This is a genomic window from Thiomonas sp., from assembly GCF_034007205.1.
GTDB lineage: Bacteria > Pseudomonadota > Gammaproteobacteria > Burkholderiales > Burkholderiaceae_C > Thiomonas.
Map to the genome: position 1 here is coordinate 82,531 of NZ_JAVERI010000006.1, position 22,040 is coordinate 104,570.

At 64.8% G+C, this 22,040-nt stretch carries 23 protein-coding genes; 6 read left to right on the forward strand and 17 right to left on the reverse strand.

Annotation, left to right across the window (positions count from 1 at the left end):
* The first annotated feature begins 274 nt into the window (after window positions 1–274).
* The gene (gene pyk, locus RBR52_RS06670) at window positions 275–1,708 is read left to right on the forward strand and encodes a pyruvate kinase (protein WP_320376419.1); all 1,434 of its coding nucleotides are present in this window, start codon (window positions 275–277) and stop codon (window positions 1,706–1,708) included.
* 69 nt (window positions 1,709–1,777) lie between these two features.
* Here pyk and RBR52_RS06675 read toward each other — a convergent pair whose 3' ends face one another.
* The 13 genes from RBR52_RS06675 to purE all read right to left on the reverse strand — a co-directional run bounded on the left by RBR52_RS06675 (window position 1,778) and on the right by purE (window position 13,693).
* Window positions 1,778–2,449: an FHA domain-containing protein gene (locus RBR52_RS06675; protein ID WP_320376420.1), complete on the reverse strand. Its 672-nt coding sequence runs from the start codon at window positions 2,447–2,449 to the stop codon at window positions 1,778–1,780.
* A 59-nt stretch (window positions 2,450–2,508) separates the two neighbouring features.
* A complete protein-coding gene (locus RBR52_RS06680; protein WP_320376421.1) occupies window positions 2,509–3,279 on the reverse strand; it encodes a Stp1/IreP family PP2C-type Ser/Thr phosphatase in 771 nt (256 codons plus the stop codon).
* 8 nt (window positions 3,280–3,287) lie between these two features.
* A complete protein-coding gene (locus RBR52_RS06685; protein WP_320376422.1) occupies window positions 3,288–3,998 on the reverse strand; it encodes a TerC family protein in 711 nt (236 codons plus the stop codon).
* A gap of 94 nt (window positions 3,999–4,092) precedes the next feature.
* Entirely contained in the window at window positions 4,093–4,989 is an 897-nt protein-coding gene (sucD, locus tag RBR52_RS06690) for a succinate--CoA ligase subunit alpha (RefSeq protein ID WP_320376423.1), read from the reverse strand.
* Between the two features lie 29 nt (window positions 4,990–5,018).
* A complete protein-coding gene (sucC, locus tag RBR52_RS06695; protein ID WP_320376424.1) occupies window positions 5,019–6,182 on the reverse strand; it encodes an ADP-forming succinate--CoA ligase subunit beta in 1,164 nt (387 codons plus the stop codon).
* Window positions 6,179–6,955, reverse strand: a complete 777-nt coding sequence (locus RBR52_RS06700) for a DUF2889 domain-containing protein (protein WP_320376425.1) — start codon at window positions 6,953–6,955, stop codon at window positions 6,179–6,181. Before RBR52_RS06700 ends, sucC begins: the two co-directional genes overlap by 4 nt.
* Window positions 6,956–7,016: 61 nt before the next feature.
* Window positions 7,017–7,481, reverse strand: a complete 465-nt coding sequence (recX, locus tag RBR52_RS06705) for a recombination regulator RecX (protein ID WP_320376426.1) — start codon at window positions 7,479–7,481, stop codon at window positions 7,017–7,019.
* A 17-nt stretch (window positions 7,482–7,498) separates the two neighbouring features.
* Window positions 7,499–8,560: a recombinase RecA gene (recA, locus tag RBR52_RS06710; RefSeq protein ID WP_320376427.1), complete on the reverse strand. Its 1,062-nt coding sequence runs from the start codon at window positions 8,558–8,560 to the stop codon at window positions 7,499–7,501.
* 134 nt (window positions 8,561–8,694) lie between these two features.
* Window positions 8,695–9,405 carry an OmpW/AlkL family protein gene (locus RBR52_RS06715; protein ID WP_320376428.1) on the reverse strand — a complete coding sequence of 237 codons (711 nt, stop codon included), beginning with the start codon at window positions 9,403–9,405 and terminating at the stop codon, window positions 8,695–8,697.
* A gap of 17 nt (window positions 9,406–9,422) precedes the next feature.
* Window positions 9,423–10,778, reverse strand: a complete 1,356-nt coding sequence (locus RBR52_RS06720) for an SGNH/GDSL hydrolase family protein (RefSeq protein ID WP_320376429.1) — start codon at window positions 10,776–10,778, stop codon at window positions 9,423–9,425.
* Between the two features lie 179 nt (window positions 10,779–10,957).
* Window positions 10,958–11,956 carry an L-threonylcarbamoyladenylate synthase gene (locus tag RBR52_RS06725; RefSeq protein ID WP_320376430.1) on the reverse strand — a complete coding sequence of 333 codons (999 nt, stop codon included), beginning with the start codon at window positions 11,954–11,956 and terminating at the stop codon, window positions 10,958–10,960.
* Window position 11,957: 1 nt separating this feature from the next.
* Window positions 11,958–13,208, reverse strand: a complete 1,251-nt coding sequence (locus RBR52_RS06730; RefSeq protein ID WP_320376431.1) for a 5-(carboxyamino)imidazole ribonucleotide synthase — start codon at window positions 13,206–13,208, stop codon at window positions 11,958–11,960.
* Window positions 13,205–13,693, reverse strand: coding sequence for a 5-(carboxyamino)imidazole ribonucleotide mutase (purE, locus tag RBR52_RS06735; RefSeq protein ID WP_320376432.1), 489 nt, complete (start codon window positions 13,691–13,693; stop codon window positions 13,205–13,207). Before purE ends, RBR52_RS06730 begins: the two co-directional genes overlap by 4 nt.
* Window positions 13,694–13,862: 169 nt before the next feature.
* Between purE and trxA the strand changes: the two genes are divergently transcribed.
* Complete coding sequence (gene trxA / locus RBR52_RS06740; protein ID WP_320376433.1) at window positions 13,863–14,759, forward strand: thioredoxin; 897 nt, start codon at window positions 13,863–13,865, stop codon at window positions 14,757–14,759.
* 318 nt (window positions 14,760–15,077) lie between these two features.
* On the opposite strand, the gene RBR52_RS06745 is transcribed toward trxA, so the two are convergent.
* Window positions 15,078–15,659, reverse strand: a complete 582-nt coding sequence (locus RBR52_RS06745) for a DJ-1/PfpI family protein (protein ID WP_320376434.1) — start codon at window positions 15,657–15,659, stop codon at window positions 15,078–15,080.
* 113 nt (window positions 15,660–15,772) lie between these two features.
* Here RBR52_RS06745 and RBR52_RS06750 point away from each other — a divergent pair, with 113 nt between their 5' ends.
* The gene (locus RBR52_RS06750; protein WP_320376435.1) at window positions 15,773–16,657 is read left to right on the forward strand and encodes a phosphoribosylaminoimidazolesuccinocarboxamide synthase; all 885 of its coding nucleotides are present in this window, start codon (window positions 15,773–15,775) and stop codon (window positions 16,655–16,657) included.
* Here the strand turns inward: RBR52_RS06750 and ubiA are convergent.
* The 3 genes from ubiA to galE all read right to left on the reverse strand — a co-directional run bounded on the left by ubiA (window position 16,647) and on the right by galE (window position 19,175).
* Window positions 16,647–17,504, reverse strand: a complete 858-nt coding sequence (ubiA, locus tag RBR52_RS06755; protein WP_320376436.1) for a 4-hydroxybenzoate octaprenyltransferase — start codon at window positions 17,502–17,504, stop codon at window positions 16,647–16,649. The two genes, RBR52_RS06750 and ubiA, sit on opposite strands and share 11 nt — an antisense overlap.
* A gap of 55 nt (window positions 17,505–17,559) precedes the next feature.
* On the reverse strand, window positions 17,560–18,063 hold the full coding sequence (locus RBR52_RS06760) for a Dps family protein (RefSeq protein WP_320376437.1): 504 nt from the start codon (window positions 18,061–18,063) through the stop codon (window positions 17,560–17,562).
* 89 nt (window positions 18,064–18,152) lie between these two features.
* Window positions 18,153–19,175 carry a UDP-glucose 4-epimerase GalE gene (gene galE, locus RBR52_RS06765; protein WP_320376438.1) on the reverse strand — a complete coding sequence of 341 codons (1,023 nt, stop codon included), beginning with the start codon at window positions 19,173–19,175 and terminating at the stop codon, window positions 18,153–18,155.
* 144 nt (window positions 19,176–19,319) lie between these two features.
* Between galE and RBR52_RS06770 the strand changes: the two genes are divergently transcribed.
* The 3 genes from RBR52_RS06770 to bamC all read left to right on the forward strand — a co-directional run bounded on the left by RBR52_RS06770 (window position 19,320) and on the right by bamC (window position 22,035).
* Window positions 19,320–19,868, forward strand: a complete 549-nt coding sequence (locus RBR52_RS06770; RefSeq protein WP_320376439.1) for a class I SAM-dependent methyltransferase — start codon at window positions 19,320–19,322, stop codon at window positions 19,866–19,868.
* Window positions 19,869–19,911: 43 nt separating this feature from the next.
* Window positions 19,912–20,814, forward strand: coding sequence for a 4-hydroxy-tetrahydrodipicolinate synthase (gene dapA / locus RBR52_RS06775; protein ID WP_320376440.1), 903 nt, complete (start codon window positions 19,912–19,914; stop codon window positions 20,812–20,814).
* Window positions 20,815–20,886: 72 nt separating this feature from the next.
* Window positions 20,887–22,035: an outer membrane protein assembly factor BamC gene (gene bamC / locus RBR52_RS06780; protein WP_320376441.1), complete on the forward strand. Its 1,149-nt coding sequence runs from the start codon at window positions 20,887–20,889 to the stop codon at window positions 22,033–22,035.
* The last annotated feature ends 5 nt before the right edge of the window (window positions 22,036–22,040 follow it).

The window sequence follows — 22,040 nt, forward strand, 5'->3', positions numbered from 1 at the left end:
ACCACCCCAGGTTTTCTTGTCCACCTCACCGCCTGCTCGCAGCCCGGATTGGGCAGACGCCTGCACATGAGCGGCGCACCAGACCTGCCGCCGAATCCGGGCTGCCGTGCATTTCCTCATGAGCAACCGCCCGCGAGAGTACTGCGTCATCCCAGCAGAAGAACGTGTACGAAATCGTCAACAGCACGCTCTACACTACAGCCCGGCTTTCCGTGAAGGAAGCCCCATTTTCACTGATCGCGTTGCTCCGCCCACTCCCAACATCCCGCTACCCATGTCACGCGCCACCAAAATCGTTGCCACCATCGGCCCCGCCAGTTCCTCACCCGACATCCTCGAACGCATGATCGCGGCCGGGGTCGATGTCGTGCGGCTCAACTTTTCCCACGGCAAGGCGCAAGAACATATCGAGCGCGCCCAGCTCATCCGCGAGACGGCCGCCCGGCTGGGCAAGGCCGTGGCCGTCATGGCCGACCTGCAAGGTCCGAAAATCCGCGTCGGACGCTTCAAGGACGGCAAGGTCGTGCTGCAGCCGGGGCAGAAATTCATTCTCGACGCCACCTGCGAGATCGGCGACGAAACCCGCTGCGGCCTTGACTACAAAGACCTGCCGCGCGACGTGCACGCGGGCGACCGTCTGCTGCTCAACGACGGACTGATCGTGCTCACTGTCGAAGGCGTCAGCGGCGAAGAGATCCACACTGTCGTCACCATCGGCGGCGAGTTGTCGAACAACAAGGGCATCAACAAGCAGGGCGGCGGGCTGTCTGCCCCCGCGCTCACCGCCAAGGACATGGAAGACATTCGCACCGCGATGTCCTTCCAGGCCGACTATCTGGCCGTGTCCTTTCCCAAGAACGCCACCGACATGGAACTGGCGCGGCAACTCGCCAATGTGGCGGGTGAACCCTACAGCCACAGACCCGCGCTCATCGCCAAGATCGAGCGGGTCGAGGCGATTCCGGCACTGCCGGAGATTCTTCGCGCCTCCGACGGCATCATGGTGGCGCGCGGCGACCTCGCTGTGGAAGTCGGCAATGCCGCCGTGCCCGCGCTGCAAAAGCGCATGATCCGCATGGCGCGCGAAATGGACCGCGTGGTGATCACCGCCACGCAGATGATGGAATCGATGATCGTCAACGCCGTGCCCACGCGCGCCGAAGTGTCCGACGTCGCCAACGCGGTGCTCGACGGCACCGACGCCGTCATGCTTTCGGCGGAAACGGCCGCGGGCAAGTACCCAGTGGAGACGGTCGAGGCGATGGCCAGCATCTGCGTGGCCGCCGAGAACGTCGAGGAAGTCAAGCTCGAACACGACTTCATCGACAAGAAGTTCACCCGCATCGACCAGTCTATCGCCATGGCCGCGCTGTTCACCGCGCACCACCTCGGCTGCCGCGCCATCGTGGCGCTGACCGAATCGGGCTCGACTGCGCTGTGGATGAGCCGTCACCGCGTCAACGTGCCGATCTATGCGCTGTCGCGCAGCGAAACCTCGGTGCGGCGCATGGCGCTTTACCGCAATGTGCACCCGATGCTGCTGAGCTTCAGCACCACCGATCGCGACGACCTGCTCAACCAGGCCGAGGCGCGGCTGATCGAGAAAAATGCCATCGCCTCCGGTGACAGTTACGCCATTACCTGCGGCGAGCCGATCGGTATGGCCGGGGGCACCAATATGCTCAAAGTGATGCGCGTGCCGCGCTGAAAGTGCGCCGCAGCAAAAACGCCCGCAACGACTGTGGTCCTTGCGGGCGTTTCGTTTTGAACGGGACTCTCAAACCTGCAGGAATTGCAGTTGAACCCCGGCCAGATTGATCACGTCACCCGAACGCAGCACCACCGGCATGAGGCCGAGCGAAACGCCATTGACCTGCGCCCGCTTCTCGCCCTCGACCTGCACCAGCTCGAAGCCGCGCGGCTTGCGCGTGACGCTGACCACCAGCGCGCCGCGCTGGCCGAAGGTCGTCTGCTCCTTGCTCAGCAGGATCTCACGCCCGGCCGCATCCCCGCTGAGCACCTTGATCTTGTAACTGCGCTGCGCATCGCCCGGCCGGGTGCGCGAATCGGAAAACCCCGAGTTGCCAAAGCGTGAGTTGCCGAAACCGCTCGACGCACCAAAGCGTGAAGGCCCGAACGTGGTCTGGCGCGTATCGGACAGCAGGCGCAGGCTGTATTTGCCGATGTCCACCGTGTCACCTTCACGAAACGGGCTGGATTTGATGGGCGCGCCATTCAGATAGGTGCCGTTGGTGCTGCCCAGGTCTTGAATGATGTAGTTCTCGGTATCCGCCGCGGCATCGCGCAACAGCACGGCATGTTCGCCACTGACCGCCAGATTGTCGATGACCACATCGTTGTAGGGACGACGTCCCAGCGTCGTGCGGTCTTTGCTGAGCACGACTTCTTTCAAAACCTTGCCATCCAGGGTAATCACGAGTTTGGCCACGATTTGAAGTCCGTTTGTTCAATGAACCCGATTGGAAAAGTAAAAAAGCATCGGCTGGGTCAACGCATCGTCACCAGAATGACGGAAACATTGTCACGTCCGCCCGCCGCATTCGCATCATCCACCAATTGGCTGGCCGCTGCAGCAGGATGCTCGGCATACTGCCGGACCACGCTTTCGATTCTGGCATCAGACAACATATCGTTCAAGCCATCGGAACACAAAAGCAGCAGATCCCCCGCCATCATGGGATGCATGGCCACGTCGGGCTCCAGTGCGGGATCGACGCCAAGGGCGCGCGTCACCAGATTCTTGCCGCCGATCTTTTCTGCGTCTTCGGGCCGTATCAGCCCCATGTCGATCTGCTCCTGCAGCGCTGAATGGTCGTGCGTGAGCAGACGCAATCGATTCTGCCGCAGCAGATAGGCGCGCGAATCGCCGGCATGCGCGATCACCGCCACATTGCCGGTGAACGCCACGGCGACCAGGGTGGCACCCATTCCGGCATACTGCGCATTGCTGCGCGCGGCCCGCAGGATCTCCAGGTTCACGCGGCGCACGGCCTGGCGCAGTTCGGTGGACAGGTCGAGCGCAGTGACCTTCGGATAATCGGCTTTCAGGCGGGCGATGCGGGCGCAGATCTGCCCCGTTGCCATGCCGCTGGCGACTTCTCCGGCGGCGTAGCCGCCCATGCCATCGGCCAGCACGGCCACCTGCGCCACGGCGTCGAATGCCACCGCATCCTCGTTGTGCTCGCGCACGCGGCCCGTATGCGTCAGGCTCACCATTTCATACTGCAAGGCAGGGCCCGGCCCCGCAGTCTTGCTCATGTCCATGTTCATGCGGCGGAAACCGAAGTGCGGCGATAGATCAGCTTTGCCACGGCCCACACCACGATGGCGCCGATCAGCCCGGCGATTTTTTCGGCGTAAGCCGCCCAAGGCAGCGCCTCCACCCAGTGTGCAACAAACGGGTCGGTCACGATCAGGCCACCGGCGATCCAGCCCAGCAGCATCGCTCCCAGGGTGATGATGACCGGAAAACGCTGCATCAGTTGGATGACCAACTGGCTGCCCCAGACGATGATGGGCACGCTCAGCAGCAGACCGAACACCACCAGCAGCATGCTGTGCCGCTCGCCGGCGTTTTGCGCCGCACCGGCGATGGCGATGACGTTGTCCAGGCTCATCACGAAGTCGGCGATGATGACTGTCTTGACCGCGGCCCACAACTTGTCGGCGGCCTGCACCTCGCCATGCCCCTCCTCTTCCTGCGGGGAGAGCAGCTTGATGCCGATCCAGAACAGCAGCAAGCTACCTGCGATCTTGAGAAAGGGCAGCTTGAGCAGGGTCAGGGCGAAAAAAATCAGCACCACGCGCAGCGCAATGGCGCCTGCAGTTCCCCACAGTATGCCGAGCTTGCGTTGATGGACGGGCAGTTTGCGCGTGGCCAGCGCAATGACCACGGCGTTGTCTCCGCCCAGAAGGATGTCGATCAGAACGATCTGACCGATGGCCGTCAAGAACTCGACGGTGAAATAGTGTTCCATGCCGATGGCTGCCCCGGATGTCAATGCAGTCCCATCGGGACTGGTTTCGCATCATACCGTTTGTAACCGGGAGCAGCCCCGGCGTTTGCACGGATCAGCCCATGACTTGCTTGAGCAGCCTGCCCATTTCAGACGGGTTGCGCGTGACGGTGAAACCGCACTCCTCCATGATGGCGAGCTTGGCCTCGGCGGTGTCGGCGCCGCCGGAAATCAGCGCGCCGGCATGGCCCATGCGCTTGCCCGGCGGCGCAGTCACCCCGGCGATGAAGCCGACCACCGGCTTTTTCATGTGGGCCTTGCACCAGCGTGCCGCCTCGGCCTCGTCGGAGCCGCCGATTTCGCCGATCATGATGACGGCGTCGGTGTCGGGATCGTCGTTGAAGGCGCGCATGATGTCGATGTGCTTGAGGCCGTTGATCGGATCGCCGCCGATGCCCACCGCGCTGCTCTGCCCCAGCCCCAGTTCGGTGACCTGCGCCACCGCCTCGTAGGTCAGCGTACCCGAGCGCGAGACGATGCCCACCCGTCCCTTGCGGTGGATGTGGCCGGGCATGATGCCGATCTTGATTTCATCGGGGGTGATGAGACCGGGGCAGTTCGGCCCGAGCAGCAGGGTTTTCTTGCCGCCCGAGGCCTCCTTGGCCTTCATGCGGTTGCGCACCAGCAGCATGTCTTTCACCGGGATGCCCTCGGTGATGCAGATGACGAGGTCGAGGTCCGCCTCCACCGCCTCCCAGATGGCGGCAGCCGCGCCCGCAGGGGGCACATAAATGACCGAGACCGTGGCGCCCGTGGCCGCCTTGGCGTCTGCCACATTGCCGTAGATGGGAATGCCCTCGAAATCTTCTCCGGCTTTTTTCGGGTTGACCCCGGCGACGAAGCAGTTCTTGCCGTTGGCGTAGTCGCGGCACATGCGGGTATGGAACTGTCCGGTCTTGCCGGTGATGCCCTGGGTGATGACTCGGGTGTCTTTGTTGATCAGGATGGCCATGATGTCCTCTTGTTCTGTGGAGCCGGGCTTTAAGCCTGCGCGGCTTGAACGGCGGCCTGCGCGGCCTCGCCCATGGTGTTGGCGCTGATGATGGGCAGGCCGGAATCGGCCAGCAGCTTGCGGCCGATTTCCTCGTTGGTGCCCTTCATGCGCACGACCAAGGGGACGTTCAGGCCCACGGCACGGCTGGCGGCGATCACGCCCTCGGCGATGGTGTCGCAGCGCATGATGCCGCCGAAGATGTTGACCAGAATCGCCTTGACATGCGGGTTGTGCAGCATGATCTTGAACGCCTCGGTCACTTTCTCGGTGGTCGCCCCGCCGCCCACGTCGAGGAAGTTGGCGGGCGAGCCGCCGAACAGCTTGATGGTGTCCATCGTCGCCATCGCCAGCCCGGCACCGTTGACCAGGCAGCCGATATTGCCATCGAGCTGGATGTAGGCCAGGTCGTATTTGTGCGCCTGCACCTCGGCCGGATCCTCCTCGTCGAGATCGCGCAGCGCCTCGATTTCCGGGTGGCGGAACAGGGCGTTGTCGTCGATGTTGAACTTGGCATCGAGCGCCTTGATCTGGCCGTTGCCCTCGAGGATCAGCGGGTTGATCTCGACCAGCGAGGCATCGCTGTCCATATAGCACTGATAGAGTTTCCTGAACACGTCGACCGCCTGCGCCTGCGAGTCCAGCGGAATGCCGATACCCGCGGCCAGCTCCAGCCCCTGCGCATCCTGCAGCCCCACGAGCGGATCGACGAAGACCTTGAGGATTTTCTCCGGCGTCTTCGCTGCGACTTCCTCGATGTCCATGCCGCCTTCGCTCGACGCCATGACCGCCACTTTCTGGGTTTCGCGGTCGGTGAGCACGGCAACGTAATACTCCTTGCGGATGTCGGCTCCTTCTTCGATCAGCAGCCGCCGCACCTTCTGCCCCGCGGGCCCGGTTTGATGCGTGACGAGCTGCATGCCCAGAATCTGCGACGCAAGTTGCCGCACCTCATCGAGCGAACGCGCCAGCTTGACGCCGCCGCCCTTGCCTCGCCCGCCCGCATGAATCTGCGCCTTCACCACCCAGACCGGGCCGCCCAGCTCCTGCGCCGCGGCGACGGCCTCGTCGACCGAAAACGCCGGTTTGCCGCGCGGTACCGGCACGCCGTGCTCCCTGAGCAATTGTTTGGCTTGGTATTCATGGATTTTCATGGTGTCTCGTCCTCGGTTTGGGAAGTAGGCATTGTGCCTTTGGCACGCTGCGGCGCAGAAGGCTGCGCCCAACGGGGATAGAACTTGGCCACAGCCGGGGCATCCAGCCGCAGGGCGTGGCAGCGGTTGAGCTGAAAGGGCATGGCAGTTCCGCACGGCCGTTCCGAAGGAACTGACACCCCCTCGGGGGGATGAGCGGGACATGGGTCAGTCCCTGCGGACTGACCCATGCCATGCGAATCCGAGTGGCTTGCAAGCCGCGAGGTGGAATGCGAGCGCAGCGAGTCAGGGGGTCGTTTCATCCCGGCAGAATGCTCGGTCACTGGCATGGCCACCTTGGTCAGACCGGTCATCCCCTGAATGGCGGCCGTGGGCAGCACTTGCGTCAATTCGGTGAGATGGGTGCAGCCCAGCACCCCGCCCAGGCGTTCGCGCACCGCAGCGCGGAATCCGCGCAGCAGATTGAGGCCGATCAGCCGCTTGTAGGCATCGTCATGATCGCCGCAGGTGTCATAAGGGCTGAACAGGGTGTGCGAGCGGGCGTCGACGATGTCGAGCACATCATCGATGGTGACGATGAGCAGCATGTCGTGCACCGGCACGCCGGCCGGGCGGATGCGCTCGGATAGGGTGATGTCGCGTGTTTTCACATCCCGCAATTCGGCCTGCAGGTCCCACAGACCGTCTTCACGCGCATAAACCTCGACATCGATACTGCGACGGTGGACCAGGCGGCGTTGGAGAGAGACAGAGGCGGCAGGAGAGTCGCGCATGGCTGATTGATTTTTGATGAAGCGCAATAATCAGTGTAGCAGCCTGCTGCGGCGCAGCAAGTCAGTCGAAAACCTCCGGCGCCGCACCTCGCAGCACGGCACGCACGGCATCACTGCTGAAGCCACGCCGGGTCAGAAAGCGGGCCTGCCGGGCGCGCTCAGCGGCATCTTGCGGCAGCGCCTGGAATTTTCTCGCCCAGACCGCATGGGCGCGGGCCAGTTCACTGTCTTGCAAGGCGGGTTGCAGCGCCGCCGTGACCTCTGGCGGAAGGCCGTGGGCATCGAGTTCCTGCGCGATGCGCAGATTGCCGTAACGCTGCTGGCGCCGGTGGATCAACGACCCGGCAAAACGCTCGCTGCTGAGCAGCCCGGCCTGCTCCAGACTGGCGATCAGGGCATCGACCTCTTCGGACTCCTCGCAGTAGCGCAGCAGCTTGCGACGCAGTTCCAGCGGGCTGTGCTCGCGCTGCGACAGGTAACGCACGGCTCGCGCACGCAAGGAAGGCTGGGCGCGAGACAGGCTCATGACGTCAAGGCGAATCGTCAGTCCTGATCCTCTTCGGCCATGTCCGCGTTCATCAACGCATTGGCCTCGGGCACGCCGAGACTGACGCGGATCTTGTTTTCGATCTCGCGGGCGATGTCGGGATTGGCCTTGAGAAATTCGCGCGCATTGTCCTTGCCCTGGCCGATTTTCTCGCCGTTGTAGGCATACCAGGAGCCGGATTTCTCGACCAGCTTGGCCAGCACCCCCAGGTCGATGATCTCGCCCTCGCGCGACACGCCTTCGCCGTACAGAATGTCGAATTCCGCCTGTTTGAACGGCGGCGCCACCTTGTTCTTCACCACCTTGACCCGGGTCTCGGAGCCGATGACCTCCTCGCCCTTTTTGATGGAGCCGGTGCGGCGGATGTCCAGACGCACCGAGGAGTAGAACTTGAGCGCATTGCCGCCGGTCGTCGTTTCGGGATTGCCGAACATCACGCCGATTTTCATGCGGATCTGGTTGATGAAAATGACCAGACAGTTGGTGCGCTTGATATTGGCGGTGAGCTTGCGCAGCGCCTGACTCATCAGCCGCGCCTGCAGGCCCGGCAGCGAATCGCCCATCTCGCCCTCGATCTCGGCCTTGGGCGTGAGTGCGGCGACCGAATCGACCACGATCATGTCCACCGAACCGGAGCGCACCAGCGCGTCGACGATTTCGAGCGCCTGCTCGCCCGTGTCGGGCTGGGAAATCAGCAGATCGGGCAATTGCACCCCGAGTTTCGATGCGTATTGCACGTCGAGCGCATGCTCGGCATCGATGAAGGCGCAGGTGCCGCCGAGCTTCTGCATTTCGGCGATGACCTGCAGGGTGAGCGTAGTCTTGCCGGAAGACTCGGGCCCGTAGATCTCGACCACCCGGCCACGCGGCAATCCGCCCACACCCAGCGCAATGTCCAGCCCGAGAGAGCCGGTGGACACCACCTGGATGTCGCGCTGCGCCTCACCATCGTCCATGCGCATGATCGTGCCCTTGCCGAACTGCTTTTCGATCTGCGCCAGCGCGGCGGCCAGCGCCTTGGCTTTTTCTGGATTCACTGCGGATTTCCCCTGTTCCATGGCACCTTCCTCACGTCTCGTCCAAATGACACTGCTGCACAATGTAGCATGGCTGTATATAAAGACAGATCATTTTCTGCTCGAAGCCCGAAAAAAAGGGAGCCGAAGCCCCCTTTCGCCGAGCGGGAAACCAGTCAAAAACTATAGCCCACGGCCAGGGTGTAGACCACCGGATTGAACTTGATCCGGGTCGTGGCCTGGCTGGTGATCACCGCGCGATCCGGCGTGTAGGACGTGGAAGTCAGGTCGCTGCGCACATCGGCATAGGCGATCGTGCCCACCAGCGACCAGCGCGAATTGAAGCGGTAGATCATGCCGACGTGCGCCGCCCAGGTCAGGTCGCTCGACAGATGAACATCGGTCGGCCCCTGCAGCTTGGTCAGCGGCGGCAGCGCCTTGGTGTTGCGAAACCAGGTGTAGTTCACGCCCAGGCCGACAAACGGGTCCCACTTCGCTTTCTTGCCGCGAATGTGGTAGTTGATGAAGGCGGTTGGCGAATACACATCCACATCGGTCACACCGGCCCGGCTCAGCGAGTGCCAGCCGCTGCCTTCGGCGTAGGTGCGCACCCGCGGCGGATAACCCAGCGCCAGCTCGAAACTCCACGGCCCGGGGAGGTTGCGCACATAGCCCAGGCCCAGCGTCGTCGCGTTGCCCACGGCCAGGTTGAGATTGGGCGGGGTGTTGTAGCCGCCGAGATTGGGCAGGCTGGAATGGTTGTTCAGATAGGCTGCGCCGACATAGACGATGTTTTTCGGAAATTCATCGGCGTGCGCCGCAGGCACCAACCCCAGGCTGGCCGCAGCGAGTGCGCTGCCCAGCGCGGTGCGTTGCAAGGTGTTCATCGCTCGTCTCCTCGGTGTCATTGCGAAATCCAGCCAAAACCCTTCATCGCCGACAGCGCGGCATTGGCGATGAGGCCGTAGCCGGTCGGCGTGGGATGAAGCGAGTCGGCAAACAGCCAAGTCCCCAGATTTGACGTACTCGCCCCGGCAGCCGCATAGGGCGTGCCGACATTGCACAGCAGCGAGCTGGTCGTCGCCGGATCGCACCACGGCGTGGTCACATTGCTCAGGCCGAACTGCGCCGGGTTGGCGATTTCCTCATTGAGCAGCCCGTAGCCATCGAGCACCTTGACGGGTTGGCCTTGCAGGTCGTTGAGCAAGCGCTGGTTGAACACTTGAACCAGGTTGGACAGCAGGTAACACGGCGTGGAGGTGTTGGTGTTGTCACAGACATATCCGGCAGGCGGCGCCTGCGGCGGCGTCATGCCGGTGTAGGGCAGGCCGCGTCCGAACGGCGTCTGCGAGGAATCGGGCAGGGTAAAGACCAGCACGTATTGGCCGCCCTTGCTCGAAATGAGCTTGACCTGAGCGGCCAGTTGATCGGCAGCCGTGGCCACGGTGGTTTGTGCTGCCGCAACCGCCTGACTGGTTGCCTGCGCCTGCGCCTCGGCCTGAATCTGCGCGATCTGCGCCTGCGTCAGGCTGGGGTTTTGCTGCAGCGCGCTGCCCACGGCTTGCTGCACCGCCAGAGTCACCGAGGCGCTCACGCCCGACAAGGCGGCGAAGATGTCGTTGTTGCCCGCCAGTACGGTAACGAGCTGATTGGCATTGAAGCTGCCGAACTGGGCCAGATAATTTTGCACCTGGGTGGTGATCGGCAGGGTCAGGGCGCCGCCGCTGTGTCCGATGCCATCAGGATTGCTGACCATCGAGCCACCCTCGGCAAAATTGGTGCAGTTGGCCTGCCCGCTGGACGGCGGCGCGCTGAAGGCGCAGAACGCCGGGGTGGACGTCGTCCCCGCGGCGCCGAGATACATGACGCCGCTGGGCGTGCCATAGCCGACGAGATTGGGCGTCAGGCTCAGGCCGAGCTTGCTGGCCAGGACGTTGGTCCAGTTCCCGGTTGCCGCACCGTTGACGGTGAACTGCCCCCCAGCCGCATAGGGCAGGCCGGTGAAAGGGATGTTGTAGGAAGTGCCCGGGCCATAAACGCTCAAAGCGGCCAGGGTGTAGGCGCCATCGTCGGACAGACTGTCACCGAACGCAACGACCTGCTTGAACCCTCCGCTAGGCGCCGCCTTGGGTGCCGTGCTTGCGGCATTGACGCTGCTGACCGAAGCCAGTGAAGGTGGCGACGGATTGCCGCCCCCGCCGCAACCTGTCAAGCCCAAGGCACTGGCCAAGGCCAGCGCAATCCAGATGCGATTGTGCATGAACATCTCCTCGATTGTGATTATCAGCCGGCGCCGCGGCGGGTCGGGTCAGTCAAAACAGAACGACCGTTCGATTCAGCATAACCGACGCAAAATGGCGTCGCAAGGGCGGTTTTCCGCATTTCGCGAAGGATTGTATTTTTGCCACATTGGCTTGCCCATCTGGGCAAACTCACACATCACGGCCCCGCGCCTGAGCCGCGCGCCGCCCGATCCAGGCGATCGCGCAAGGCCAGCCAGGGCAAGGACGGCGGCAGCGATTCGACCCAAATTTCGCCGAGTCCGGCGGCGTCGAGGTCGCGCAGCCCCGCGTACAGCGCGTGGGCGTATCCGACAGGTTCATCCGGCAATTGAAACCAGCGAGTCGACCTCCCGTTCGGGCAGGGATGGCGCGCGAGCACGCCTGCGTCGGCTGTTGCGGGCCAATCGGCGTCGATGTCGGCGGCGGCCCGCAGCGCCAGCGGGGTGCGCGGGGCATAGTGCGCAGGCAGCGCACCGGCGACGCGAGGCGCACCGCCGGCCGGTCGCAGCAAGGTCTCGGCCGGGATGCCCAGTACCGCGGCCAGCTCGGTGGCTTGCAGCAGTCCCGGGCGCAGGATGCGCGGGGGCTGTACCGTGCAATCGACGATGGTGCTCTCGATGCCGACGGCGCAGGCGCCGCCGTCGAGCACCAGCAGATCGTCGCCGAGTTCGGCCCGCACATGCGCCGCCGTCGTGGGGCTGATGCGGCCAAAGCGGTTGGCCGAAGGCGCCGCCAGTCCACCCTGCCCGCCCCTGAAAATCGCCAGCACCGCCTGCGCGACCGGATGCGACGGGCAGCGCAGGCCGATGGTGCCCTGCCCGCCGGCGCAGGCCTCGGCCACACCGGGCCTGCGCGGCAGAATCAGCGTCAGCGGCCCAGGCCAGAAGGCGGCAGCGAGCTGACGTGCGGCTTCGGGCACTTCAGCCGCCCAATGTCGCAGATCGGCCTGGCGATGGACATGCACGATCACGGGGTGGTCTGCGGGTCGGCCCTTGGCGGCATAAATTCTGGCCACGGCCTCGGGGTTCTCGGCGTCGGCGGCCAGGCCGTAGACGGTTTCGGTCGGCAGGCCGACCAGCCCGCCCGCCTCCAGACGCCGCACGGCCTCGATGATCTCGCGCGGACGCACCTGGGCGTCGGTGTGCACTTCGCTCATGTCAGTTCCGCACGGCCGTTCCGAAGGAACTGACACCCCCCTCGGGGGCAGCGAGCACCGCGAGCGAGGGGGCCGTTTCATCCTGGAACGGCTCCAGGCCGAGGATGGCGCAGACGTGCAGCGCCGCCTGCCGCGCCTCGTCAGGCGTGGCTGCCGTGCAGGTGAGATGACCCATCTTGCGACCCTTGCGCGGGGCGTGTTTGCCATAGAGGTGCAGATGCGCGCCGGGCTGCGCCAGCACGGTGGCCCAGTCGGGCTCGCGCTGGTGGCCTGCGGCGTCGAACCACAGATCGCCGAGCAGATTGAGCATGACGGTGGCGCTGTGCTGCCTGGGCGCCAGCAGCGGCGCGTTCACCAGGGCGCGCCATTGCAGCTCGAACTGCGAGACCGTGCAGGAATCGATCGTGTGGTGGCCGGAGTTGTGCGGGCGCGGGGCAATTTCATTGGCCAGCAGGCGGCCGTCGCGCAATACGAAAAACTCCACGCAGAGCACGCCGACATAGTCCAACCCCTGCGCCACCGCGCCTGCGGCGTTCTGCGCCGCTGCGGCGATTTCTGGGGAGATGGCCGGCCCCGGCGAAAAGCTGGCGAACAGAATGCCGTCGCGGTGCAGATTCTGCTGCGGCGCAAACTGCACGGCGCTGCCGTCGCGGCCGCGCGCCAGCACCACCGACAATTCATAGGCCAGATCGAGTCTTTTCTCCAGCACGCAATCCACCCCGCCCAGTGCGGCCCGGGCCGCGGGCAGATCGGCGGCGCAGGCCACCGAAATCTGACCCTTGCCGTCATAGCCCAGGCGCGCGGTTTTGAGGATGCCGGGAAAAAGGTCGGTGCTCACCGCACCCACATCGCTCCCCGCCCTCAGCACCGCATGGGGCGCGCAAGGCACGCCCAGCCGAGTGAACAAGGCTTTTTCCTGCGCCCTGTCCTGGCAGATCGCCACCGACTGTGGGGCGGGCGCCAGCGGCACGCGCGCATCCAGCCATTGCAGCGATGCCGCAGGAATGTTCTCGAATTCCACCGTCACCGCAGCGCAGTCGCGGGTGAGCTGATCGAGCGCCAGCGGGTCGTCGTAGCGCGCCGCCAGATGAATGCCGGTGACCTGCGCCGCGGGCGCGGCTTCATCGGCTTCGAGCACGGCCACGCCATAGCCCGCGCTCTGCGCCGCCTGCGCGAACATGCGGCCCAACTGCCCGCCGCCGAGCACGCCCAGCGTCGCCCCAGGGGGAATGAATGCGCCGCCCCGGCTCATGCCTGCACCCCGACGCGCAGGGCGCGCGCCGCCGCAGTCTGCTCGGCGCGAAAAGCGTCGAGCCGCTCGCGCAAATCGGTGTCATGCGCCGCCAGCATCGCCACGGCGAACAGCGCGGCATTGGCCGCCCCGGCCTCGCCGATGGCAAAGGTCGCCACCGGCACGCCCTTGGGCATCTGCACGATGGACAGCAGCGAGTCCTCACCCCGCAGATACTTGCTGGGCACCGGCACGCCGAGCACCGGCACCGCCGTCTTGGCCGCCAGCATGCCCGGCAGATGCGCCGCGCCGCCCGCGCCGGCAATGATGGCCCGCAGGCCACGCGGCTGCGCGCTTTCGGCATAGGCAAACAGATCGTCGGGCATGCGGTGGGCCGAGACCACCCGGCATTCATGCGCCACATCGAAGCGGGCAAGGAGGTCCGCCGCATGGCGCATCACTTCCCAGTCGCTTTGCGAACCCATCACCACGCCGATTGCGGCCATCTGCCTGCTCCTGTGCAATGCCTGTAAACGGTCGATTTTAAGAAGCCGTGGCCGCGCCTTCGGATTCGCAGCCCGTTATGCTCCATTCCTAAGCGCATGCTTTGCACCGCCATACCCCCCTTGGTATGGCGACGACCGCCCCCATCTGCCCTGCTTTCAGGAGTCGAACATGATTGATGCCACCGTAGCCAATTTTGAAACCGAAGTCGTCGAAGCCTCGAACACCGTCCCCGTGCTGGTGGATCTGTGGGCGCCCTGGTGCGGGCCCTGCCGCGCGCTCGGCCCCATTCTCGAAAAGCTGGAGGTGGCTTACGAAGGCCGGTTCAAACTGGTGAAAATCAACACCGAGGAGGAACAGGAACTGGCGGCCGCATTCGGCGTGCGCAGCATTCCGATGGTGATGCTGCTCAAGAATGGCCAGCCGGTGGACGGCTTTGTCGGCGCGCTGCCGGAGGGTCAAATCCGCGCGTTTCTCGACAAACATGTTCCCGCCACCGCGCCGCAACAACCGGAGGAGGCCGAGCCGTCCGAGGCCGAAGCCCAGTCTGCACCTGATCTGCCCCCGCTGGAAAAACTGCAGCAGACTCTGGCCACCAATCCCGCCAACGACGCCGCACGCAAGGAATACGTCGAACTGCTGCTCAAAGACGGTCGGGTTGAAGACGCCCAGATGGCATTCGAACCCCTGGCCGGCAAGGCCCAGACCGATGCCCGCATCCGGGCCCTGGCCGACTGGCTGGCCGCCGCACTGGCGACGCCGGGCCTGCCCGCGGTAGCCGCGCTGCAGGCCCGCATCGCCGCCAACAAGCGCGACTTCGACGCCCGCTACGCCCTGGCACAGCGCCACATGGCCGCGCAGCAGTGGACGGCGGCACTGGACGAACTGCTCGACATCCTCATGCGCGACAAGAGCTGGAGCGAAGACCGTGCGCGCAAGACCTTCGTCAACATCCTGGAACTGATGACCCCGTCGGATGCCCCCAAGCCCGCACCCGGCCAGCCGCCGGTCACCGATCCCACGGTGGAGAGCTACCGCCGCCGCCTGAGCATGACGGTGCTGAGCTGAACCCAGATTGTCCATCAGGCGGGGCTGCGCCCCTACACGGGCGTTGGCGGTCGGTTTGGAGCGTCTATGCCCCCGCGCTTTGCGCCCAAGCTAAAGGCTATGGGCTTGTCGCGCCGGGCCAAATCCTCCCCACCCCAACCCTCCCCACAAGTGGGGAGGGAGTGATCTCACCTCCTCCACTTGTGGGGGAGGCCGGGAGGGGGATGCCCAACCCGCCTCGCCATCATCCCGTGTCCCAATGAACAATCTGGGTTGAGCGCCGAACAGATCACCAAAATGCCGACTCGAAGTCGGCATTTCCATGGGTCGGCACCCACGTTACAACGTGATCTGCGTGCCCAGCAGCTTGAGAAACTGCCCCATCCAAGCCGGATGCGCGGGCCAGGCCGGGGCAGTCACCAGATTGCCCTGCGTCACCGCCTGATCGACCGGGATGTCGGCATACTCGCCGCCGGCCTCGCGCACCTCCGGGCCGCAGGCGGGGTAGGCCGAGCACTTGCGGCCCTGCAACACACCCGCCGCCGCCAGAATCTGCGCACCGTGGCACACCGCCGCCACCGGCTTGTTGGCGCTGAAAAAATGCCGCACCAGTTCGAGCACCTCGGGGTTGAGCCGCAGGTATTCGGGCGCGCGTCCGCCGGGGATGACCAGCGCGTCGTAGTCTTCCGCCTTCACCTCGGCGAAAGTGGCGTTGAGGGTGAAGTTGTGGCCAGGCTTTTCGGAATAGGTCTGAGCGCCCTCGAAGTCGTGAATCGCCGTCTTCACCTGATCGCCCGCCTTCTTGTCGGGGCAGACCGCATGCACCGTGTGGCCCACGGCCAGCAGGGTCTGGAAGGGCACCATGGTTTCGTAATCTTCGGCGTAGTCACCGGCCAACAGCAGTATGCGTTTTGCAGCCATGTTCAGTCTCCGTTATTGCCGCACATGCGGCGTGCCCATTGTGGAACGAGGCGGGTGAAAAACTCAACCCTGCGAATTTCTACAATCGCCCCGTTCTTCACGAAAGCCCGCCCATGACCTCTGCCCTGCTGCAATCCTCCATCCGCTCGCTGCCTTTGTTGTCTCGCGGCAAGGTGCGCGAAAACTACGCCGTGGGCCCGGACCGCCTGCTGATGGTGGCCACCGACCGCATCTCGGCCTTCGACGTCATCATGGCCGAGCCCATTCCCGGCAAGGGCGAAATCCTCACCCGCATGGCGCGCTTCTGGTTCGGCTTGCTGCATGATGTCGTGCCCAACCATCTGCTCGATGTCGACCCCGAAACCGTGGTCGCCCCCGATGAGCGCGATCAGGTGCGCGGCCGGGCGATGGTGGTCAAGCGTCTCAAGCCGCTGCCGATCGAGGCCGTGGTGCGCGGCTATCTTGCGGGCTCGGGCTGGAAAGACTACCAGGCCAGCGGCGCGGTTTGCGGTGTCGCCCTCCCGCCGGGCCTGAAGCTCGCCAGCAAGCTGCCCGCGCCCATCTTCACCCCCGCCACCAAGGCCGAGCTGGGCGAGCATGACGAAAACATCGCCTTCGCCCAGATGGAACAGGCCATAGGCAGCAAGCTCGCCGCGCAGGTGCGCGACATCAGCATCACGCTCTACCAACGCGCCGCCGACTACGCGGCCGCACGCGGCATCCTCATCGCCGACACCAAGTTCGAATTCGGCCTGGACGAGGACGGCATCCTCACGCTGATGGACGAAGTGCTCACCCCCGATTCCTCGCGCTTCTGGCCCGCCGACACCTGGGCCGAGGGCAGCTCGCCGCCGAGTTTCGACAAGCAGTTCCTGCGCGATTGGCTGGAGGGCGTGCCCGGCTGGAACAAGCAACCGCCGCCGCCGACCCTGCCCGCCGAGGTCATCGCGCACACCGTGGCGCGCTACCGCGAGGCGCTGCAACGTCTTACCGCTTGATCGCGTAAGCGCAAACCACCCCAACGAACACCGCCAGTCCCAGATAGTGATTGAGCCGGAAGGCGCGAAAGCATTGCGTCGGGTTGCGATCGCGGATCAGGGTGTAGTGATGCGCGGCCTGTGCTGCGGCCACGGCCACGCCCAGAAAGTAAGGCCAGCCCAGTTGCAGCACCCATCCCGCCGCGGCCCACAGCGCGAGAAAGGCGCAATAGCTCGCCATCACCGCCGCCACGTCGGCGCGGCCGAAGGTGATGGCCGAGGTCTTGATGCCCACCTTGAGATCGTCTTCGCGGTCGACCATGGCGTATTCGGTGTCGTAGGCCAGCACCCAGAACAGATTGCCCAGCAGCAGCACCCAGGCCAGCAGCGGCACGTCGCCGCGCGCAGCGGCGAAGGCCATGGGGATACCGAAACTGAACGCCACGCCGAGGTAAGCCTGCGGCAGCGCCAGCCAGCGCTTGGTGTAGGGATAGGCGATGGCGATCAGCAAGGCCGCGACCGACATCTGGATGGTCAGCGCATTGGTGGTGAGCACCAGGCCGAAGGCGGCGAGTGCGAGCGCCGCGCCCACCAGCAGCGCCTCGCGCGGCGACACCTTGCCCGAGGTGACCGGGCGCTGCGCGGTGCGGCGCACGGCGCGGTCGAAGTCTTGATCGGCCACGTCGTTCACGGCGCAACCGGCCGAACGCATGAGAAAGGTGCCGGCGATGAACACGAGGACCAGCCACCCGTTGGGGCGACCCTCGCTGGCGATCCACAAGGCCGACAGGCTCGGCCACAACAAGAGGAGAGAACCGACCGGCTTGTCCCAACGGATCAAGGCCAGCCATAGGCGCAGACGTTCCATGCGTGAATTATCGCCACGCAGGGAACGTCGATGAACGGCGCATCAGCGCCCCCGATCAGCCTTCGAGCAGCGAGCGCAGCATCCAGGCGGTCTTTTCGTGGATGTCCAGCCGCTGCGTCATCAGGTCGGCGGTGGGCTGGTCGTTGACCTCGTCGGCCACGGTGAACACCGCCCGCGCGGTCTTGGCCACGGCCTCATGGCCTTTCACCAGGATGGCGATCATCTCCTGCGCCTTGGGCGGCTGCGCCGGCACGTCGGCCAGGCTGGAGCGCGAGCTGAAACCGTGATAAGAGCCCGGCACGGAAAAACCGAGGGCGCGGATGCGCTCGGCAATGGGATCGACCGCATTCCACAGCTCGGTGTACTGATCCATGAACATCAGGTGCAGGGTGTTGAACATCGGCCCGGTGACGTTCCAGTGGAAGTTGTGCGTGGTGAGGTAGAGCGTATAGGTGTCGGCCAGCAGATGCGAGAGCTGTTCGGCGACCTTGGCGCGGTCGTCATCCGAAATGCCGATGTGAATCGGCGTGGATGAGGCATGCAGAGTGCTTTTGCTCATGATGATCCTTTCGGTCGGTTGATTCGGCATCAACCATAGCGCGCGACGGTCAACCGGCGCAAGCGCGGGGATGCCAGCAAGCGAAGCGCTCAAGCGCCATAGCCTTGCGGATTGCCCTGCTGCCAGCGCCAGGCGTCGGCGCAGATTTGCTCCAGCCCCCGTTTGGCGCTCCAGCCCAGCAACTCGCGCGCCGCGCTCGGATCGGCCCAGCATTGCGCAATATCGCCCGGACGTCGCGCGACGATTTCATAGGGCAGATCGCGCCCGATGGTCTTGCCGAAGGCCTGCACCATCTGCAGCACAGAGTAGCCCTGCCCCGTGCCGAGATTCACCGTGAACAGGCCCTCATGGCTCAACAGATAGCGCAGCGCGGCGACATGGCCTTCGGCCAGGTCCATGACATGGATGTAATCGCGCACGCCGCTGCCGTCCACCGTCGGCCAGTCGCCGCCGAACACGCGCAGCTTCTGCAGGCGCCCCACCGCCACCTGGGTGATGTAGGGCATGAGGTTGTTGGGAATGCCGCGCGGGTCTTCGCCGATGAGCCCGCTTTCATGCGCCCCCACCGGGTTGAAGTAGCGCAGGCGGGCGATGCGCCAATGCGGTTCGGCGCGGTGCAGGTCGCCGAGGATTTCCTCGATCATCAGCTTGCTGCGGCCATAGGCATTGGTCGCGCTGAGCGGAAAATCTTCGCGGATGGGCACCGAAGCCGGATCGCCATAGACCGTGGCCGACGACGAGAAAATGAGGTTGTGCACCTGGGCGCGCTGCATCCCCTGAAGCAGAGCCAGGGTGCCGCCGACATTGTTGTCGTAGTACATCAGCGGCTTTTCCACCGATTCGCCCACCGCCTTCAGACCGGCGAAGTGGATCACGGCGTCGATCTTGTGCTGCGCAAACACGGCGTCGAGTCGCGTCGCATCGCGGATGTCGGCCTGCACGAAGGCGGGACGCTTGCCGGTGATGCGCTCCACCCGCGCCAGCGATTCGGCGCTGCTGTTGCACAGGTTGTCGTACACCACAGGGGTGTAGCCCGCTTCGATCAGAGCTACGCAGGTGTGCGAGCCGATATAGCCGGCGCCGCCGGTGACGAGGATGGTGGCAGAGGTCATGTGGTGTTTGCGGTGGAAGTCGAGGAATGGAAAGGGAGAAAGGGTAAGGGGTTTGTTCTATTCTGCCTTGCAACAATGATGCACACGCCCGGCGTTCCAGCCGGCAGCGCTACGCTACGATGCGCTGCCATGCCCGCGCAGAACATGCCAACCCTCCCGCCCTCCCCCTGGATCGTGCGCCATGCACCGCTGTTGCGCGCGGGCGGCAGCGTGCTCGACGTCGCCTGCGGCTCAGGGCGCCATGTGCGCTGGCTGCAACAGCGCGGCCACACGGTGTTCGCCGTGGACCGCAACGCCGAAGCTCTCGCCGGCCTGCGCGATGTGGCGCAGGTGCAGGTGGCCGACCTGGAGGCCGGTCCCTGGCCGTACGGCGAGCAGACCTTCGATGCGGTCGTCGTCACCCACTACCTCTGGCGTCCCCTGCTGCCGCGCATCGTGCAGGCGGTCGCCCCCGGCGGGTTTCTGCTCTATGAAACCTTCGCTCTCGGGCAGGCCAGCCTGGGCAAACCCTCGAACCCCGAATTCCTGCTGCGCCCCGGCGAGTTGCTCGATGCGGTGCGCCCGGCGCTGCGGGTGTTGGCGTATGAAGACGGCTTTGTTCCGAGCCCGCATCCGGCCTATGTGCAGCGCATCGTCGCCGTGCGGGAAGCGCCCGACGCCAGTGCGTCAGACCGATACAATCTTGCGACTTGACAGGCAGCTCACGAGCTGCGCACAAGCAAATATAGGCAGAACCATGTCCTCCCAAACTCCGGTCATCCGCGGCAGCATCGTCGCCCTGGTGACGCCCATGCACTCCGATGGCCGCGTGGACTTCGCCGCCCTGCGCAAACTGGTCGACTGGCATATCGAACAAGGCACCGACTGCATCAGTCCCTGCGGCACCACCGGCGAGTCGCCCACCCTGCCGGTGGACGAGCACATCGAGATCGTGCGCGTGGTCGTCGAACAGGCGGCAGGCCGCGTGCCCGTGATGGCCGGTGCCGGCGCCAACTCCACGAGCGAAGCCATCGAACTGTCGCGTCGCTGCCAGGACGTCGGCGCCGATTGCGTGCTCAGCGTCGTGCCCTACTACAACCGCCCCACGCAGGACGGCATGGTCGCGCATTTCAGCGCCATCGCCGAGGCGATCGACATCCCCGTGGTGCTCTACAACGTGCCAGGCCGCACCGTGGCCGATATGCAGGTGGACACCGCGCTGCGCCTGGCGCAAGTGCCGGGCATCATCGGCATCAAGGAGGCTTCCGGGAATATCGACCGCGCCGCGCAGCTCATCGGGCGTGCGCCGCCGTCGTTCTCCATTTATTCCGGAGACGACCCGACCGCCGTGGCGCTGATGCTGCTGGGCGGGCACGGCAACATCAGCGTGTCGGCCAACGTCGTGCCGCGCCGCATGCACGAACTCTGCGCGGCCGCCCTGGATGGCAACACCGCGCTGGCCAGCAAGCTGCATTTCGAGCTGATCGAGCTCAACCAGCAACTGTTCTGCGAACCCAACCCCATTCCCGTCAAGGAAGCGCTGCGGCTCATGGGCCGCATCGACTCGGGCCTGCGGCTGCCCCTGACCCCCTTGCAACCGGCCTTTCACGCCCCATTGCGTGCCGCCCTGCAAGCACTGGGTCTGCCGCTCGTCCACTGATCGGCTCCATCCGTTGATTTCCGCATCTTTTCCACGCATCTTTTCCCCAGCAATTCCGAGACCCTCTTGCGTATGAACCTCTCCAAAGCCTGGCGACTGAGCGCCCTGTCCATCGCCCTCGGCACCGGCGCTCTCCTGAGTGGCTGCTCCTCGCTGAATACCGTCGTCCAGGGCAAAAGCGTGGACTACGAAAGCGCCAAACAGGGCAATCAACTTGAGGTGCCGCCCGACCTCACCCAACTGGCGCGGCAGGAGCAATACGTCATCCCCGGCAGCCCCAACGCCCCGGTGAGCGCGCTCGCGTATGACAAGGGGGTGCAAACCGCCGAGCAGGTCGCCAAGACCAACGCCGTGCTGCCGCAATACCCGGGCATGCGCATCGATCAGGCCGCAGGCCAGCGCTGGCTGGTCGTCGATGCCCCGCCTGAACAGCTTTGGGAAAAAGTCAAACTCTTCTGGCAGGAAAACGGTTTCTATCTCACGCAGGCCGACGCCACGACCGGCGTGATGGAAACCGACTGGGCCGAGAACCGCGCCAAGCTGCCGCAGGACTTCATTCGCAAATACCTGGGCAAGGTGTTCGACAGCCTGTACGACACCGGCACGCGCGACCGCTTTCGCACCGTGTTCGAGCGCACGCCCGACGGCAAGGGCACACAGATCTACATCACTCACCAGACGATGAAGGAGGTCTACAACTCCAACGACAAATCGACCACCGCCTGGGAGCCCGCCACCCCCGATCCGGGGCTGAACACCATCTTCCTGCGCAAGCTCATGGTCAGTCTGGGGATGAGCGAGGAGGCGGCGAAACAGCGCATCGCAAATCCGGTGCAGCTCGCCCCGCCCGTCGCCTCGAAATTGGTGGACAACGGCCTGGCGCTGCAATTGCAGGACGGATTCGAGACCGCTTGGCGCAAGGTCAGCCTGGCGATCAACACCGCAGGCTTCACCGTGATCGAGCGCAACCGCGCAGAAGGCCGCTTCGACGTGCGCTACATCAGCGCCGAAGCGGCGCTCAAGGCTGCGCAGGACAGCACCGGATTTTTTGGCAAGCTGTTCGGCAGGAAGGAAAACCAGCCCAAACCGGCCAACTACCGCATTGCGCTGCAAAGCGCCGGAACGCAAACCAAGGTGACCGTGCAGACGCCCGAGGGCCAGCCGCTGCACACCGACGACGCCCGCAAGATCCTGGAAATCCTGCAACAGCAGATTCAGTAAAACTG